Origin of the sequence: Flavobacterium sp. KACC 22758 (assembly GCF_028736135.1) — a bacterium.
Taxonomy (GTDB): Bacteria; Bacteroidota; Bacteroidia; order Flavobacteriales; family Flavobacteriaceae; genus Flavobacterium; species Flavobacterium johnsoniae.
Genome location: NZ_CP117878.1, coordinates 2,809,341 through 2,826,459 on the forward strand (window position 1 = coordinate 2,809,341; position 17,119 = coordinate 2,826,459).

Annotated in this window: 18 protein-coding genes; 5 read left to right on the forward strand and 13 right to left on the reverse strand. The window is 32.5% G+C overall.

Annotation, left to right across the window (positions count from 1 at the left end):
* Positions 1-16 precede the first annotated feature (16 nt).
* Positions 17-571, forward strand: coding sequence for a hypothetical protein (locus tag PQ462_RS12145; RefSeq protein ID WP_274253699.1), 555 nt, complete (start codon positions 17-19; stop codon positions 569-571).
* Positions 572-614: 43 nt separating this feature from the next.
* Here the strand turns inward: PQ462_RS12145 and PQ462_RS12150 are convergent, their stop codons facing one another.
* The 8 genes from PQ462_RS12150 to menD form a co-directional block, all read right to left on the reverse strand.
* Positions 615-1,682 carry an o-succinylbenzoate synthase gene (locus tag PQ462_RS12150; RefSeq protein ID WP_274253700.1) on the reverse strand — a complete coding sequence of 356 codons (1,068 nt, stop codon included), beginning with the start codon at positions 1,680-1,682 and terminating at the stop codon, positions 615-617.
* Positions 1,683-1,721: 39 nt separating this feature from the next.
* Positions 1,722-2,924 carry a tetratricopeptide repeat protein gene (locus PQ462_RS12155; protein WP_274253701.1) on the reverse strand — a complete coding sequence of 401 codons (1,203 nt, stop codon included), beginning with the start codon at positions 2,922-2,924 and terminating at the stop codon, positions 1,722-1,724.
* A 96-nt stretch (positions 2,925-3,020) separates the two neighbouring features.
* On the reverse strand, positions 3,021-3,698 hold the full coding sequence (locus PQ462_RS12160) for a metal-dependent hydrolase (RefSeq protein ID WP_274253702.1): 678 nt from the start codon (positions 3,696-3,698) through the stop codon (positions 3,021-3,023).
* A gap of 29 nt (positions 3,699-3,727) precedes the next feature.
* Positions 3,728-4,690 carry a 1,4-dihydroxy-2-naphthoate octaprenyltransferase gene (gene menA / locus PQ462_RS12165; RefSeq protein ID WP_274253703.1) on the reverse strand — a complete coding sequence of 321 codons (963 nt, stop codon included), beginning with the start codon at positions 4,688-4,690 and terminating at the stop codon, positions 3,728-3,730.
* Positions 4,691-4,855: 165 nt separating this feature from the next.
* Positions 4,856-5,689 carry a 1,4-dihydroxy-2-naphthoyl-CoA synthase gene (locus tag PQ462_RS12170; RefSeq protein ID WP_012024845.1) on the reverse strand — a complete coding sequence of 278 codons (834 nt, stop codon included), beginning with the start codon at positions 5,687-5,689 and terminating at the stop codon, positions 4,856-4,858.
* Positions 5,690-6,420: 731 nt separating this feature from the next.
* Positions 6,421-7,278 carry a CvfB family protein gene (locus tag PQ462_RS12175; RefSeq protein WP_274253704.1) on the reverse strand — a complete coding sequence of 286 codons (858 nt, stop codon included), beginning with the start codon at positions 7,276-7,278 and terminating at the stop codon, positions 6,421-6,423.
* A 134-nt stretch (positions 7,279-7,412) separates the two neighbouring features.
* A complete protein-coding gene (locus tag PQ462_RS12180) occupies positions 7,413-7,754 on the reverse strand; it encodes a DUF2853 family protein (protein ID WP_012024843.1) in 342 nt (113 codons plus the stop codon).
* Positions 7,755-7,843: 89 nt separating this feature from the next.
* Positions 7,844-9,508: a 2-succinyl-5-enolpyruvyl-6-hydroxy-3-cyclohexene-1-carboxylic-acid synthase gene (gene menD, locus PQ462_RS12185; protein ID WP_274250066.1), complete on the reverse strand. Its 1,665-nt coding sequence runs from the start codon at positions 9,506-9,508 to the stop codon at positions 7,844-7,846.
* A 177-nt stretch (positions 9,509-9,685) separates the two neighbouring features.
* Between menD and PQ462_RS12190 the strand changes: the two genes are divergently transcribed.
* Positions 9,686-10,861, forward strand: a complete 1,176-nt coding sequence (locus PQ462_RS12190) for a thioredoxin family protein (protein WP_121361183.1) — start codon at positions 9,686-9,688, stop codon at positions 10,859-10,861.
* Positions 10,862-10,926: 65 nt separating this feature from the next.
* Entirely contained in the window at positions 10,927-11,424 is a 498-nt protein-coding gene (locus PQ462_RS12195; protein WP_274250070.1) for a GNAT family N-acetyltransferase, read from the forward strand.
* An 89-nt stretch (positions 11,425-11,513) separates the two neighbouring features.
* On the opposite strand, the gene PQ462_RS12200 is transcribed toward PQ462_RS12195, so the two are convergent.
* The 5 genes from PQ462_RS12200 to PQ462_RS12220 all read right to left on the reverse strand — a co-directional run bounded on the left by PQ462_RS12200 (position 11,514) and on the right by PQ462_RS12220 (position 15,263).
* Positions 11,514-12,356 carry a DUF2911 domain-containing protein gene (locus tag PQ462_RS12200; RefSeq protein WP_012024839.1) on the reverse strand — a complete coding sequence of 281 codons (843 nt, stop codon included), beginning with the start codon at positions 12,354-12,356 and terminating at the stop codon, positions 11,514-11,516.
* Between the two features lie 70 nt (positions 12,357-12,426).
* Entirely contained in the window at positions 12,427-13,089 is a 663-nt protein-coding gene (locus tag PQ462_RS12205) for an HAD family hydrolase (RefSeq protein WP_274250075.1), read from the reverse strand.
* Between the two features lie 136 nt (positions 13,090-13,225).
* Positions 13,226-13,939: a tRNA threonylcarbamoyladenosine dehydratase gene (locus tag PQ462_RS12210; protein WP_274250077.1), complete on the reverse strand. Its 714-nt coding sequence runs from the start codon at positions 13,937-13,939 to the stop codon at positions 13,226-13,228.
* Positions 13,940-14,010: 71 nt separating this feature from the next.
* Positions 14,011-14,664, reverse strand: coding sequence for a TatD family hydrolase (locus PQ462_RS12215; protein ID WP_274250079.1), 654 nt, complete (start codon positions 14,662-14,664; stop codon positions 14,011-14,013).
* Positions 14,664-15,263, reverse strand: coding sequence for a DUF1684 domain-containing protein (locus tag PQ462_RS12220; protein ID WP_274250081.1), 600 nt, complete (start codon positions 15,261-15,263; stop codon positions 14,664-14,666). The genes PQ462_RS12215 and PQ462_RS12220 overlap by 1 nt, the downstream gene beginning before the upstream one ends.
* 97 nt (positions 15,264-15,360) lie before the next feature.
* Here PQ462_RS12220 and PQ462_RS12225 point away from each other — a divergent pair, with 97 nt between their 5' ends.
* The gene (locus tag PQ462_RS12225; protein ID WP_274250083.1) at positions 15,361-16,575 is read left to right on the forward strand and encodes an MDR family MFS transporter; all 1,215 of its coding nucleotides are present in this window, start codon (positions 15,361-15,363) and stop codon (positions 16,573-16,575) included.
* Between the two features lie 170 nt (positions 16,576-16,745).
* Positions 16,746-17,114 (forward strand): BlaI/MecI/CopY family transcriptional regulator, encoded by a 369-nt coding sequence (locus tag PQ462_RS12230; RefSeq protein WP_012024833.1) that lies wholly within the window; start codon positions 16,746-16,748, stop codon positions 17,112-17,114.
* The last annotated feature ends 5 nt before the right edge of the window (positions 17,115-17,119 follow it).

Genomic DNA, 17,119 nt, shown 5'->3' on the forward strand with positions numbered 1-17,119 from the left:
TTAAAAATATACTATTATGAATTTACCATGTATCTTAATACCAATTATAGTGGGTTTAATCTGTGGGATTTTAGGTTACCTGCTTGGAAAATTGAATTCAAAAGGAGATGACTCACTTACTGCATCTTTACAAGCAGATTTAGATGCCTGTAAAGCAAATACAAAGAATTTGAATGCAAAAATTTCTTCTTTAGAAGCAGATTTAGCTGCGGCACACGCTAAGGCTTCTGCTTCAATACCTAAATCATTTGTGGCTGATCTTCCAACAGCTGTTTTTGATAGTTCTTTAGCTGCCGGCATTTTAGGTAAAAAAATTAAACAAGATGATTTGAAAATTGTGGAAGGAATTGGGCCAAAAATAGAAGCTTTATTGAATGAATCAGGAATTAAAACCTGGTATGATCTTTCACAGTCTTCAACAGAAAAACTGCAGTCAATTTTAAATGCCGGAGGTGAAAATTATGCTATTCATAATCCCAGCACATGGGCAAAACAAGCTTTGTTAGCTTTTGAAGGAAAATGGCAGGAATTAAAAGATTGGCAGGAAAGTCTTCTTGGAGGGAAAGAGTAAAAAAAAGGTTCAGAGGTGCAGAGTGGCAAAGGTTGCACCTTTGTTACTCTGTACCTTTGTTACTCTGTACCTTTTTGAAAATTTCCGAATCCCATTTTTGAGATTCGCTGTACCATAACTGTCCTTTTGAAACTTCGAGCGGACAATCAAAATTATTGGTATAAAGTGCTCCGGTTCCCAGTCCTTGAGGCATTTTAGAATTTAGAGTATAAGTCCATTGTGCAATGGCATTTAAACCTATATTGCTCTCTAATGCAGAAGTAATCCACCAGCCAATATTGTATTTTTCTGCCAATGTAATCCATTCCAGCGTTCCTCTAAAACCACCAATAAAACTTGGTTTTAAAATAATATACTGAGGCATGATTTCCTGCAATAATTTTTCTTTGTCTTCAAATGAAAATATACCGATTAATTCTTCATCCAAAGCTATTGGAAACGGAGTAATTTTACATAAATCAGCCATTGCCTGGATGTTTCCTTTTTTAATTGGCTGTTCTATACTATGCAGCTGAAATTTATATAATTGGTTTAATTTATCTAAAGCTTCATTAAAAGCAAAAGCTCCATTTGCATCTACACGAATTTCGATTTCTTCGGGAGAAAAATGACTGCGGATGAAAGCTAATAATTCTAATTCTTTTTGAAAATCAATCGCACCAATTTTAAGTTTAATACAGTTAAAACCTGCGGCTAATTTTTCTTCAATTTGTTCTTTCATAAAAGCCGGCTCACCCATCCAGACCAAGCCATTTATTACAATTGATTTTGAATTGTTTGTGAAATCAGAAGGAAAAAGTAAAAATGGATTTTCACTTTTAAGAGATAAAAAAGCCATTTCGACTCCAAATTGAATCGATGGAAATTCCATTAAAGATTCCCAAAGTGCTTTTTCTCCTAAATGAATATTTTCGCAGGTCCACTTTAGTTTTTCTTCATAATCGTCACGGTCATCAGCACTTAAACTTCGGAGAATACCACACTCGCCTATTCCTTTTTTACCATTTTCTTCGAGAATAATAAACCAGGTTTCTTTTTCGGTCATAATGCCTCGAGACGTGCCAGACGGACGTTTAAACTCCAGCATATATTTGTGGTAAGTCGCTTTCATTTTTTTTTTAGATGCTGAGATTCTAAGTTTCTTAGCTGCTTAGTTGTATAGTTTTAAAACTTTTTCGAAGTCTTTTGAAGGTAAACCCGCTTTTTCAAAAATAGTAAAATCAGATTTTGTTTTGTCTTTCCAGCTCATGCTGTCAGTAACGTTTTGATTTTGATATTTTTTATAGATTGCTTTGGCATCGCTGTAATTATCACTCACCAAATAAACGTGCGCCAAATTCAATTTTATAAGTAATTCTGTTTCGTCTAACTTTTCACCTTCTTGCAGAAATTTTAATGCTTTTGCATATTGTTTGGTTAGAATATAGCAGTAACCAATTGAATTGTAATCTAATGCTGTTGCTTTTCCGTCGTTGATAATAGTACTCAATTTTGGAATTGCTTCATTGTATTTTTGCTGTTTTATTAAACCTGAAACCTGATTCCTTAAATCATTATACACGTTTTTAGAAATGTCGGCATCTTTATAACACGCATTTCCAAAGTCCTTATAGACTTTTGTTTTTTCAACGGCAAGTAGTTTTTGAAATTCAGAATAACGATATTGTTTCATGATTTTCTCTAAAATACAAACACAAAAATCATCAGAATTGGCCATTTTCTGCGCCATTGTAGAGGTTTTGCAAAGACTGATAATTTCATTTTTGTTATCCTGATTCCAGCCTCGATTCAATTTTACATCAACCCATGGCACAACTTCTAAAACGACTTTTTGGCTTAAAAACCAGTTTTTGCTTTCAAAACCAAACCAAATTGTTTTTGTATTTTCTTTTAAACAAGAATTTTTATCTAATGAAATACGTTTTGCGTCTTTGCTTACTGGTTCTTTTTGTGAAAAACAGGCATTGTCAACTTTTCCGTCGGTTATATATTTTTTAGTGCTTTCGCTGGAAGTAAAAAGCGAATAAGTGCATTGATCGTCTCCGGAAATATTAGACATTAAGAAAACAGCTCCTGCAGAGCCTTGTCCAATTCCATAAGGATCGGGAATTGATTTTAGAAGGGAAACCAGACTATTAGCCATTTGCTGATTTTTATCCAGAAGTGTAATTCTGTAAACAATTTCAGTTGTTCCTACTGGCAGATCTTCTGTTTTTACAACAATACGATCTCCGGCAGAAACTAAAATTTCTTTTGTTGTGGCACGCTCTTTATCCCAATAACCATCTTTTTGAGCAAAAGAATTGTACGCCGAAGCGATTAATAGGATTAAAAATATTCTTTTGAAATTCATAACCTGAATGATAGCTATTTATTTTTATTCTCATTCTGCCATTCATAAGCAATGACAAAATGAGAATATCTTTCTTATAAAGCGATATGTATACTATTATAATTCTATAGATTCACCAATTGCCAAAAGCATCAAATCTTTTCCTTTATCAAAGAATTTTTTAATTGATTCTTCGTGATTGATTTCGATATAGCCAAAAGTATCAAAGTGATATCCTAAGATTTTATCGCATTCAACAAAGTCTGATGCGATGATAGCATCTTCTACATCCATTGTAAAATTATTTCCAATTGGAAGAATAGCTAAATCTAATTTTGTTCTAAGCGGAATCAATTTCATGTCATACGTAAGCGCTGTATCGCCTGCGATATAAATGTTTTTGTGTTCGCCTTCTATAACAAAACCTCCAGGATTTCCTCCGTATGTTCCGTCAGGAAAAGAACTTGAGTGAATTGCATTAACGTATTTTACTTTTCCAAAATCGAATTTCCAGCTTCCGCCATGATTCATTGGATGTGAATTAAAGCCTTTTTTAGCATAATAGCTTGCAATTTCAGCATTTGAAACAATAACTGCATTTGTATTTTTTGCAATTGTTTCAACATCTAAAACATGATCACCATGTGCATGAGTCAATAAAATATAATCAGCTTTTAATGTATTTATATCGATGGCTGCCGCCTGTGGATTTCCTGTAATAAAAGGATCGACAATAATGTGTTTCCCTCCAACTTCAATCGCTAAAGAGGCGTGTCCGTAGAATGTTATTTTCATTTTATTTAATTTTAAATTGAACTTGATTTTTATCTTCCGCCTAAGAAAAGATTAACAAAAATATCTGCTATTAATGAAATCATGCAGACAGTTAATAGTATAGAAAGCAAAAATGTACTTAGCGCCAGTTTTTTTAATTCTGGATCTAAAAGCTTAGGATTTTGGTTTTTATAAACTGTAATTAAATGTTTAGTTAAAGGAATATAAGCAACTAAAAACAAATACTGATCGAAACGGTAATCGCTCAAAATGGCAAAAATTACCACCAAAAGCATTGCTGTAACAATTAAAAAATAATGGTATTTTTTTGCTTTTGCACCGCCCATTTGCACTACAATTGTGTTTTTACCTGATTTTCTGTCAGACTCTTCGTCGCGCATATTGTTTAGGTTTAAAACACCTACGCTTAATAAACCTATTGAAACTGCCGGAAGAATTAACAAAGGATCAACTTCTTTGGCGTATAAAAAATTAACACCTAAAGTACTAACAAGGCCAAAGAAAATAAAAACAAATAAGTCTCCAAATCCTTTATATCCGTAAGCTGAGTTTCCAACAGTGTAACGAATAGCTGAGACAATAGCAGCAATTCCCAGCAAAAGGAAAAATATCGAATACCCGAAATTGTCTTTTCCAAAGGCAAAATAAATTAGGATAACTGCTGATAATAAAGTCAATACAGAAGTTAGTATTATGGCTTTTTTCATAGCCTGCGGTGTAATAATACCACTTTGAATAGCGCGCTGCGGCCCTACTCGGTCAGCATTATCTGTGCCTTTTACACCATCGCCGTAGTCATTGGCAAAATTGGATAAAACCTGTAAACCAAGTGTTGTTAAAAGTGCGAAACCAAAAATTTTCCAGCTGAAAACTTCAGTTGGTGTATTGATTGTTTCTGTTGGATTTGAAAGTGCATAAATACTTCCAACTATAATTCCGGAAACTGATAATGGCAATGTGCGCAGTCTTGCGGCTTCAATCCAGTGTTTCATGTTTTAATTTTAGATTTTTGAATTTAGATTTTAGATTGTAGGATTCTTTTAAGTTTAAAAATCTAAAATCTGTAATCTAAATAATAATATTGTTTTTTAATCTAAAGTCTAGATGTCAGTTTTAAATTCAAAAATCTAAAAGCTGCAATCTAAAATTTAAACTATTTATGGTAACCATTTATTTTCTCCAAAGTTTGGTTTTCTTTTTTCCAAAAAAGCATTTCTTCCTTCTTTTGCTTCTTCGGTCATATAAGCCAAACGAGTCGCTTCGCCGGCAAAAACCTGCTGTCCTACCATTCCGTCGTCGGTTAAATTCATGGCGAATTTCAGCATTTTTATAGAAGTCGGTGATTTTTGAAGAATTTCCTGTGCCCATTCATAAGCAGTTGCTTCTAATTCATCATGCGGAATTACAGCATTAACCATTCCCATTTCAAAAGCTTCCTGAGCAGAATAATTACGTCCTAAAAAGAAGATTTCACGTGCTTTTTTCTGTCCTACCATTTTAGCAAGATAAGCCGATCCGTAACCGCCGTCAAAACTTGTAACATCAGCATCTGTCTGCTTAAAAATAGCGTGTTCTTTACTTGCCAAAGTCATGTCGCAAACTACATGCAAACTATGTCCGCCGCCAACTGCCCAGCCCGGAACAACAGCAATAACTACTTTTGGCATAAAGCGTATTAATCGCTGTACTTCTAAAATATTTAAACGATGCTGTCCGTCATCACCTACATATCCCTGATGACCGCGTGCGTTTTGGTCGCCTCCGCTGCAAAATGAGTAAACACCGTCTTTTGTCGATGGACCTTCTGCAGACAATAAAACTACTCCAATTGAAGTATCTTCTTGTGCATCGTAAAAAGCCTGGTATAATTCTGAAGTTGTTTTGGGTCTAAAAGCATTTCTAACATTTGGTCTGTTAAAAGCAATTCTGGCAACTCCGTTACATTTTTTATAGGTTATATCTTCAAATTCTCTGGCAGTAATCCAATCCATTTCTATTTGTTTTTATTTTAAAAAATTATAGTGTAAAAATAAAGCATTTTTTACATTTTAACCTATTGATTTTCGTTTTAGTCAGCATTAATAACGGTTTCAATGTTAAGAATTGGTGCAGTCATTTAAAAAATAACACTTTTTAACATTAGTTTAGAAAAATAATGAGTAATTTTACACCCTAGAAATCAACGAGATACGAGTTGTTTTGTTGATATAAGATTGATTTTCTTTCACTGATTTATTAACCTAAAAAATGATTTTTTTGAGAAAATTTAAAAAATTTGTCGCTCATTTTTTTACGGTTTTAATTAGTAAACCTGTTAGTAATGAGCAAATGATTTATTCGTTTGTTGAAACTTCAAAAAGGAGAAAGTAGCACCTAAGGTTAAACGCTAGAATTGTTTTGTAATTAGTATAAGATTGATTACGAAAAGAGGAAAAAATGCTAACTAAAACTTTCTAAAAGTTATTTTATTAAACCAAATGGATTAGCCGTGAAATTAAATTTTTGCTTTTGATATAAACGTTTTGATCGTTTAAAGACATACCATTTCAGAGTAATTTCTAAAATTCGTAAAGCTTTTACTTATGAGATGAATTCGAATTTATTTTATTTCTGTTTTTTTTTAATTACAATTTTTTTTAAAACTAGAATAAAAAGGGAAAGGCTGCTTGTAATGAGCGGCCTTTCCTGTTATACAATATATTTAATTTAAAATTAAAGACTTTTAATTTTCTTTTACAAGATAAATTCCATCTTCCTTAATTTCAATGAGTTTTTCTTTATATAAAGCTCCTATAGCCTTTTTAAAAGTCTTTTTACTCATTTTTAAAACTGTTTTAATGTCTTCTGGATGAGAATCGTCATTTAAACGCAAGAATCCTCTGTTAGCTCTTAATTCATCTAATATTTTTTCTGCATTTGGTTCAATACTTTGATATCCCTGAACTTGAAGTGCAACGTCTATTTTATTATCAGGACGAATGTTTTTAATATAACCGCGCATTCTGTCACCGGTTCTTATCGAATCATCATAAACTTCATCTTTGTATAAAAGTCCTTTGTGTTTTTCGTTAATAATTACATTTATCCCTAGCTCAGTAATATGCGATACAATTAAATCTACTTCTTCACCTTTTTCGACTGTTAAATGGTCGTTATTTAAAAACTGATTGGTTTTGCTTGAAGCAACTAAACGGTTTGTTTTTTCGTCTAAATATAAATATACCAGGTAACGCTTTCCTTTTTCCATAGGACGTGCCTGCTCTTTAAACGGAACCAGAATATCTTTCTCCATTCCCCAATCCATAAAAGCACCAACCTGATTGATGTAATTTACTCTCAAAAGTGCAAATTCATTCAGAAAAATGTATGGTTCAAGTGTTGTAGCAACTGGACGCTGCTCATGATCCAGATAAACAAAAACGACAAGTTCTTCGCCTATTTCAAATTCATTTGGAACGTATTTATTTGGAAGTAAAACATCGTAATTTCCTTCTGGATCTATTTCAGGTTTTCCTAAAAACAAACCAACTTTGGTATCACGTAATATAGTAAGTGTGTTGTATTTTCCTATTTCAAGCATTATAATAAGGTTCTAAGCTGTTAACAGCTGAATTTCTAAAGTGCAAATGTACGAAGTTTGAAAATGGCAAATAGAAAATGTTCCAGATTAAATCTTATAAAAAGAAAAAAGCGTCAAAAATGACGCTTTAATTTTTATTTGTAAACACTTTCTTTTTTAAAATGTATGGTCAATAAATAGTAAATAACTACTCTGTATTTATGTTTATTTGCTGTACCGTATTTTTGTAAAGCCAAATGAATAGCTTCATCTAAAGCCGGAGTGTCTGCCAAGCCTAATTTCTTAATAAGAAAATTATTTTTAACGGTATGCAGCTCTGAATCTTGAGTTCCTGCTACTGTTGATGCATCGGCATTATAAATTGACGGCCCGCATCCAATTGTTACTTTTGTCAGCAAATCCATATTAGGAGTAACTCCGCATTTATCTTTTAGATCTGCCGCATACTTTTTAATTAACTCTTCTCTTTTGCTCATAATAAATTTAATTATTGGTTATATAAAACCAAATCTAAATAATATTAGAAGTAGAAACAAATTTTTAACAATATTTAACTTACAAATTATTAAACAAGCTCTTTAAAGTATTGTTTTAGAATAACATCATTTTCAAAAGTTGGCGTAAAGACTTCTAAAATTCCGGGTGCTTCATTAGAATTGTATAGCAATTCCAAATTTTCATTTAAAGAAGATAAATCATCTGCTTTAAAATAACTGCATTGGTACATTTTAGCTAAATGCTCTGCTGTTAAATGATGCGAAGTTTCAAAATAAATATTAAAAACTGGTTTTTCCTGATGCCCGGGCAAAATTCTAAAGATTCCTCCTCCTCCGTTATTAATCAATATAATTTTGAAATTCTTTGGTATATAAGAGTTCCATAAAGCATTGCTGTCGTACAAAAAGCTGATATCTCCGGTAATAAATACGTTTGGTTTACCACTTCCAACGGCTGCGCCAACAGCAGTCGAAGTACTTCCGTCTATACCGCTTGTTCCTCTGTTGCAGAAAACTTCTATTGAAGGATCTATTTCAATTAATTGTGCATATCGAATGGCTGAACTGTTACTGATTTGCAGCTGGCTGTTTTTTGGAAGTGATTCTATTACTTTTTCAAATACTTTAAAATCAGAGAAACCAATTTTAGATAAATATTGCTGCTTTTTGATTTTTCTTAAATCGTAAATTTTATCAATTTTTGAAAAATATTTACTGGTAACAAATTCTGTTTTTGGAAGCAGATTTTTGAAAAAATCATTGGGTTCCATTACAAAATGTTTACTTAAAGCATTGAATGTATCATAAGCACGTAATGTATCTATATGCCAGTGATGTACAGGTTTGTATTTTCGCAGAAAAGCTTTAATTCTTTTCGATACTATCATCCCTCCAAAAGTAATTAAGACTTCCGGCTCCAATTCTTTAAAATCAGAATCATCAAAAGGTGTAATTAAGCTGTCGATGCTGCTAATAAAACTTGGGTGATGCAGATTTGATGTTGTTTCTGTAAGCACCACAATAGACGGATCTTTGGCAAAGTTTTCTAAAACGGCATCATCGATCGAATTGGCTTCGTTTATTCCTCCAATGAGGATTAATTTTCTTTTGGATGAGTTCCAGATTGAAACAATTTCATCTTCGTTTTCGATGATTTTTGTTTCGAGGAATTCTTCCAGATTGGTAATTTTAGGCTCAACCGAAAGCTCTGAAACTGTTTCGTATAAAGGTTCTTCAAAAGGTGCATTAATATGAACCGGCCCTTTTTGAAGAATAGCGGTTTCTATAGCTTTATTGATTTTTAAATCATTTTCTACAGAAGCATCTTCGGTTAAATTGGCATTAAAAACAGAATGATTTAAAAAGACATTTTCCTGACGAATGGTTTGTCCGTCTCCAATATCAATTTTACTCTGCGGACGGTCTGCTGAAATTACAATTAAAGGAATCTGACTGTAAAAAGCCTCGGCTACAGCCGGATAATAGTTTAACAATGCAGATCCTGATGTACAAACAACAGCAGCTGGCTTTTGGGTTTGCTGTGCAATTCCTAAAGCAAAAAATGCAGCGCATCGTTCATCGGCAATACTGTAACATTTAAAATTTGGATTTTGTGCGAAACCAATAGTCAAAGGTGCGTTTCGCGAACCTGGAGAAATTATTATATTGTAAATTCCTTTTGCTGAACAAATTTCGATAATGCTTTGTGCAAGCGCTATTTTGGGGTAAATCATTCTAAATGGTGTATAATATTTTGAGAAAATTTAGTACTTAAAAATTTCCTTTTGCAATTACAAAGTTACAAACTTCATGTCTCATTTAACTTATATATTAGGAAGATATTAAGACTGTTTTTAGAAAAAGAGAATATATTTGTAAAACAGAATTTTCTCTACTAAAATAAACACCTTATGCGTTTTTTATATTTACTTTTTCTTTTTGTTTCACTACAAGCCGTACAAGCACAAAATCAATTTTCAGTTGAAGGAATATCATACAAAACAGCATTAGAAAATGCCAAAACGGAAGGCAAACCTGTTTTTGTTATGTTGTATGCTGATTGGTGTCCGCATTGCAATCAAATGAAAAAGGAAGTTTTCAGCGATCCAAAAGTGATGGAATTCTTGAATAAGAATTATGTGTGTGTCTGGAAGAATATCGAAAAAGAAGAAGGAATGGCTCTTAAAAACAAGTTCAAAACGACTTCTCTCCCATCGTTTTTATTTTTAGACTCAAATGAAACGCTTTTGTATGCTTTAAAAGGAGAAATGAAGACCCCGGAATTTTTAGCCGAAGCAGGTTATGCATTAAATCCAAAATTTCAACTGCCTAATTTAGAAAAAGAATTTTTGGCTGACACTGGCAATGCCACAAAGTTTTTTAATTATTTGAATACTTTAAAGAAAGGAAAAGACAGAACTGAATTATCAATTCCTACACATATTTATCTTCAGACAAAATCTGATGAACAATTAATAAGCGAAACTAACTGGCGTGTAATTGCTAATGGTGTTACTGATATTAATTCGAGAGAATTTCAATATGTTTTAAAACATCAAAAAGAATTTGCTGCCGTGGCTTCGCAAAATCGAGTTGACAGAAAAATAGAAAGTATTGTAAATGAATTGCTTCGTCCGTTGGTTGATAATTTAGACACGATAAATTATTACAAACAGAGAGAAGTTGCCAAATCTATCAAATTACAAAAAACAGATTCTATTGTTTTTAAATATGATTTGACGCTGGCTGAACGAACTGAAAAATGGAATTTCTATAAAAAAGTTACACTTGAAGATACTGAAAAACTGGCTTGGAACGATGCCAGTTTTTTAAAAGAAATAGGTCAGACTTACCTGAAGCATATTGATGATAAAGAAAGTTTAAAAAAGTCAATTTCATGGGTGCAGCATTCTTTGGAGCTAAATGATTCTTATGATGGAACTTTATTGGTTTCTAAACTTTATAATAAAATTAAAGATAAAAAATCGGCATTAAAATATGCCAAAGATGCTAAGGCAATTGGTAAAGAAATGGGCTGGAATACAAAAGATGTCGATGCTTTACTCGCCGAATTAAATTCAAAATAAACTAAAAAAGCACACACGAATTTCACGGTTTTTTAATTACGTGAATTTTCAAAACAACCAAAACAATGAGCGTTATACTTAGACCTGCGACTGTAAATGATTTAGAGAAAATCCTTGAAATTGTAAATCATTCTATTCTGCATACAACAGCAAATTACAGTTATGATATTCAGACTATTGAGGTGCAAACAAAATGGTTTGAAGATAAAAAAGCCAAAAACCTTCCTATTGTAGTAGCCGATTTAGACGGCCAAGTCGTTGGTTTTGGAAGTTACGGCCAATTTAGAGAAAAAATAGGTTATCAATATACTGTAGAACATTCTGTTTATGTTGTCGATAATGTGATTGGAAAAGGCGTAGGATCAAAATTATTAACCGAATTAATCCGCTTGGCAAAAGAGCAGGGTTATCACGTTATGATAGGTGCTATCGACGCTGATAATGCAGGAAGCATCGCTTTTCATGAAAAGTTTGGTTTTGTGGCAACCGGAACTATTCGTGAAGTTGGTTATAAATTCGATCATTGGCTTGATCTTGTTTTTATGCAGCTAATCTTGAAATAATCTGAAGAAATTACTCTAAATAAAAAATCCAAATTCCAAAACTCGTAAGTATTTGGAATTTGGATTTTTTTAATATTGAGATTTAAACATTATCTGCTCCACTCAGAGATACTGTCTTTATTCATTTTTACGTAATCCTGATTGTTTGCGGCTTCTGCTGCGGCTAAAGAAGCTTTTGCAGTTTCAACTGCTCCTTTTTTATCGCCTTGTTTTGCCTGGATTAACGATTTTAATCTTGTAACATAATATGGCTTTTCAGTACTCATGTCTAAAGCTTTATCAACATAAGTTCTTGCTGTTTCGATATTTCCGTTTGAAGAAAATAAATACTGAGCAGATGCGTAATAATCATTCCAAGTTGGTCCTGCTAATGTTTTCTCGATACTTGCTACAGCAGTTTTAGCTGTCGGCACTTCAAATTTTAAAGCTACATGAGAGTTTTCCCAAGCCATTTCTAAATAAGCATAGTTTGGATCTAAACCGTTAATTCCAATTGTAAAAGTCTCAACTGGTGTTGGTAATGCATCTTCTTTTACAGTAGTTCTTAAAACAACATACTGATCGTTCCAGTTTTCAGGAAGTCCCCAGTTGTCTGTAGAAAGATAAAAGATAACTTCCCAGCTTTCGATTTTAGGAATGGTATAAATTGCATATTTTCCTTTCTTTAAAGTCTTACCATCAATTACAACATCATCACTAAAGTTAATGATCGTATTTTCGTTTGCTCCAGTTCTCCAAAGTTTACCAAACGGAACTAAATTACCAAAAACGGCTCTTCCTCTGGCACCTGGTCTTGAATAGGTAACTTCAACGTCGGTTAAACCAACTGTTTGTTTGATGTATGCTTTTGGACTCGCCTGCGGTGTTTTAACCTGAGCTTCAGCAGCAAAGGGAGCCAAAATAACAGCTAATGCAATAAGTATTTTTTTCATTATAGAGTTTATTTGTTTTTTTTCAAAATTACGAATTCAATTACCTAACAAATGTTAAATTTTATATAATTCAAGCTTTAAGCTGTGATATTTTTTCGGCATTTAATTCGTTAAAATGATTGATAATCCTATCAGCATCAGAAAGATCCTGCATATACGAATGATCACTGTTATAACCCACACAATAAATTCCGGCGCCTTTTGCTGCTTTTACCCCGTTTGTGCTGTCTTCGATTATAATACATTCCTCTTTTGGCGCAATTGATAATGAAGCAGCATGAATAAAAATAGCAGGATTTGGTTTTGACTGCGGAAAATCTTCTCCGCTTACAATATGCGAAAAATACTGATGCAGATTAAATCTTGCAAATACACGTTCGATTGTAACTTTTGAAGCCGATGAAGCCAGAATCAATTGAATTCCGTTTGTATATAAATCTTTTATCAAATCTTCGACACCATCTAATAGATATAAATCTTTTTTTGTGTCAAAAGCATCGTTAAAAAGGTTTCTTTTTCTTTGGATCAAATCTTCAACCTCATGCTCAATTGTTGGGAAATGCCCTTTTAAGGTTTGAAAAGTATTTCGGGTCGAGAATCCTGTAAATGAAGTGTACATTTCCTCAGGAACCTCTATATTTAATTCTAAAAATTGTTTGTAGTATGCATAACGATGAACGGGTTCTGTATCGACAATTACGCCGTCCATATCAAAAATTACTGTTTTAATCATTTTTTAAAGGTACTAAGGTTCTGAGAAACTAAGATTCTAATGTTTATTACTTGAGATTAAACTCTAGCAAAGTTTTTATTTTTAAGATGCTAAAATTCAAAACCCTTACTACTTAAACCTTAGCATCTTAATCTCTTTATTTATTAATCAAATAACGAATTACCGTTTCAGCTGCGTGAAGTCCAAATAATCCCGGCATATAGCTGTTTGTTCCGTAGAACGATTTTTTGAAGTTTTTCCCGTCAGTTAATTTTAAACTGTTCTCGTTTTGAATTTCTGAAGAAAAAACAACTTTTAATTTATTAATATTTACTGCTTTTAAACGTTTACGAATTGTTTTAGAAAAATAACAGTTTATAGTTTTCGAAATATCAGCCACTTTTACTTTAGAAGCCAGCATTTTTCCTCCTGCTCCCATGCTGCTGATAATTTTAACTCTTTTACGTTTTGCGGCAATAATTAAATTCAGCTTTGGTGTAATACTGTCAATACAATCTAATACATAATCAAATTCTGGAGAAACGATTTCAAAAGCTCTTTCGGGCGATAAAAATTCCTGAACGCGGGTTAGTTTTAGTTCCGGATTAATATCCATTAAACGATCACCTACGATTTTAATTTTTGGTTCGCCAACTGTAGAATGCAAAGCAGGCAATTGTCTGTTAATATTGGTAATATCAACAACATCGCCATCTACTATTGTCATGTTTCCTACTCCGGCTCTTGCCAAAAACTCAGCTGCAAACGATCCAACACCGCCTAAACCTACTACTAATACATTTGCATTACGCAAATTTTCTAATCCTTCTTTTGTAAATAAAAGCTCGGCTCTTTCTGTCCACTCTGCCATATTATATTTTTTGTTGTTTTATTTTTTTATTTGTTTCAGGTTTGATGTTTCAAGTTTCGGGTTAAAACTTTTCATATTTTACTTTCAAATACAATTCTATAATTACTTGAAATAATATCTTGTAATTCTTTTATTGTTATTTTTTTATATTCTGATGCTATATTATAAACCTGCTGGATATCTTCTTCAATTGTATCGGTTTCTAAAAAGAAACGATCGTTTGGAATACTCTCAAAAACGGTTTTTAAATCGGGGTTCTTTAACAGATATTTCCCAAACGAAAGATAAAATCCATCTTTAATTAATTGTTCTGCAAGTTGTTTGTTTTTAGAAAAACCGTGAATAATCATAGGAACAGAAATTTTTAATTTCTTTTTAATTGCCGTAATTTCCTGAAAAGCAGCAACACAATGAATTACTACAGGTTTCTTATATTTTTCGGCTAGAGCCAATTGTTTTTCAAAAACTTTAATCTGCTGTTCTAACGGAATTCCGATTCGTTTATCTAAACCGCATTCGCCAACAGCCAGACAATTTTCGGCTTGCAGTTTATCTTCAATAATTTTCAGTTCTAAATCAATTTGGTCTTCATTAATATACCACGGATGAATTCCGATTGAATAAAACGGAATCGATTCATCAAATTCCTGCGGATATTGATTTACCAATTCTAGTATAGTAGATTGATTTGTAAATTGATGAGTATGAAAATTAAAGAATTCCATTAATGAAAAGTCTTTACTCCTGCTTTAATTTCTACTTTCAAATCATTTTCAAGAGGAACAAGCGGACAAGAATATTTATGGTTGTAAGCGCAATACGGATTGTATGCCTGATTAAAATCGACAGCGATTGTATCTCCTTTTGGAATTTTCAAATCGATATATCTGCCGCCAATATAACTTTCCTTCCCGCAGGTTAAATCTGAAAAAGGAAGAAATAAATGATCTTTATACTCTTTTTGTTTAGAAAGTTCAATGTTTCTGTAAACATTCAACTGCATTTCGGTACCATTTAAAGTAAAAAATATGGTGCCGTATTTTATATATTTTGGCGTTCTGGTTCCGGTAGTTTTCATTTCGAAAACTTTTTCATTTTTTGCTTTTTCAAACTTTGCATTCACAAAAAAATTCTCGTTTATTGGATAAAAATCTAAAGTTTGAAAAGTCTTTAAATCTTCTTCCATTAATGGACTTGTCTTAGCATCAGCATATTCTGAGTTAATCTGCTTTTGAAACTTTTCTGCTTCACTCTGACTGAATTTCACTTGGCTGAAACCAAAATTAAATGCTAATAACAAAACTAGGATCACACTTTTTTTCATCTGGAAAATTTTCTGCAAAAATAGTTTAAAAGTAACAAAGCAACAACCGTTCTACGTGACAAAGTTTCCTAACTTTGCAGCAATACACTAAATTATAATGCTCAAAACCGCTTTTAACCACTACATCAATAATTTTAAAGGATTTACAAGAGAAATTTGGATACTTACTTTAATTACTTTTATAAATCGTGCCGGTACAATGGTACTGCCTTTTTTATCTAAATATTTAAAAGAAGATCTTCATTTTTCATATAATCAGGTTGGATGGATTATGGTTTCTTTTGGTTTAGGTTCTATGCTGGGTTCCTGGCTTGGGGGAAAACTCTCTGATAAAATTGGATTTTACAAAATCATGATTTTTAGTTTGTTTACAACCGGAATTTCAATGTTTCTTGTACAATACATTACTACTTTTTTGGGTTTATGTGCCGCTATGTTTGTTTTAATGGCGATTGCAGATATGTTTCGTCCTGCAATGTTCGTTTCTTTGGGCGCTTATGCAAAACCCGAAAACAGAACGCGTGCCTTAACATTAGTACGTTTGGCAGTTAATTTAGGTTTTGCAGCTGGTCCTGCTCTTGGTGGTTTAATTATCATGGGAATGGGATATTCCGGATTGTTTTGGGTTGACGGAGCTTCGTGTATTCTTTCTATTTCCATTTTTGCCTTACTGGTTAAAGAAAAGAAAAAGACTGATCATAGTGATAAAACCGAAAGTGCTTCTAATACTAAATCAGTTTTTCATGATAAAATATTCTGGGTTTTCTTATTTGTAAGTTTTGTTACAGCTATGATTTTCTTTCAGCTTTTTACAACTTTGCCTTTATATCATAATGAAAAATACGGTTTAAGCGAACTGCAGACGGGGCTGTTAATGACTTTAAACGGACTTTTGATTTTTGCTTTAGAAATGCCCACTGTTGGTTTTATGGAAAGAAAAGCTTTTCCTAAAATCAGAATCATTATTATAGGATCGTTTGTAATGGCTTTTAGTTTCATTTTATTAATGATTAACATCTGGGCCGGAATTCTCGTTATCAGCATGATTTGTATTTCTGTTGGTGAAATCCTTACTTTTCCTTTTTCTAATGCCTTTGCATTAAGCCGTGCCCCGCGTGGTCAGGAAGGTCGTTATATGGCATTATACACGATGAGTTTTAGTCTTGCACACATTGTTAGTTCTAAGGTGGGTTTCGAAATCATCTCTAATTTTGGTTACCAGATCAACTGGCTTTTTATGGCAAGTATTGGAATCTTTGCAACACTTTGCTGCATCTGGATTAAAAAAGCGCTTCTTCAGGAAAAGAAATAATAAATTTCCAATTTTTACATAAATCATTATTATTCAAATCATTAACTTTGGTTCTGAATTGCTTTTCTATGCTTTAAATTCAGCTTAAAACGAAATTTTTAGTTAAATAACTATTTTTATAGTTGCGTAACTAAAAAAATAGTTGTAGGTTTGAATTAAAATTAGAAAACATGCAAAAGTTAACCAACAAAGAAGAAGAGATAATGCAGATTTTATGGAAGCTTAAAAAAGCTTTTGTAAAAGAAATTCAGGCAGAAATTACTGAAGATCAGCCGCATTATAACACGCTTTCGACAATTGTTCGAAATCTGGAGGAAAAAGGTTTTGTGGCGCATAATGCTTTTGGAAATACGCACCAATATTATCCTATTGTAACCCTTGAAGCGTACAGCAAAAAATATATGAAAACTGCTATTGACAATTATTTTAACAGTTCATATAAAAATATGGTTTCGTTTTTTGCTAAAGAAGAAAAGATATCTGCAGCAGAGTTACGCGAAATATTAGATATGATCGAAAATCCAACAGAAAAAAAATAATCATT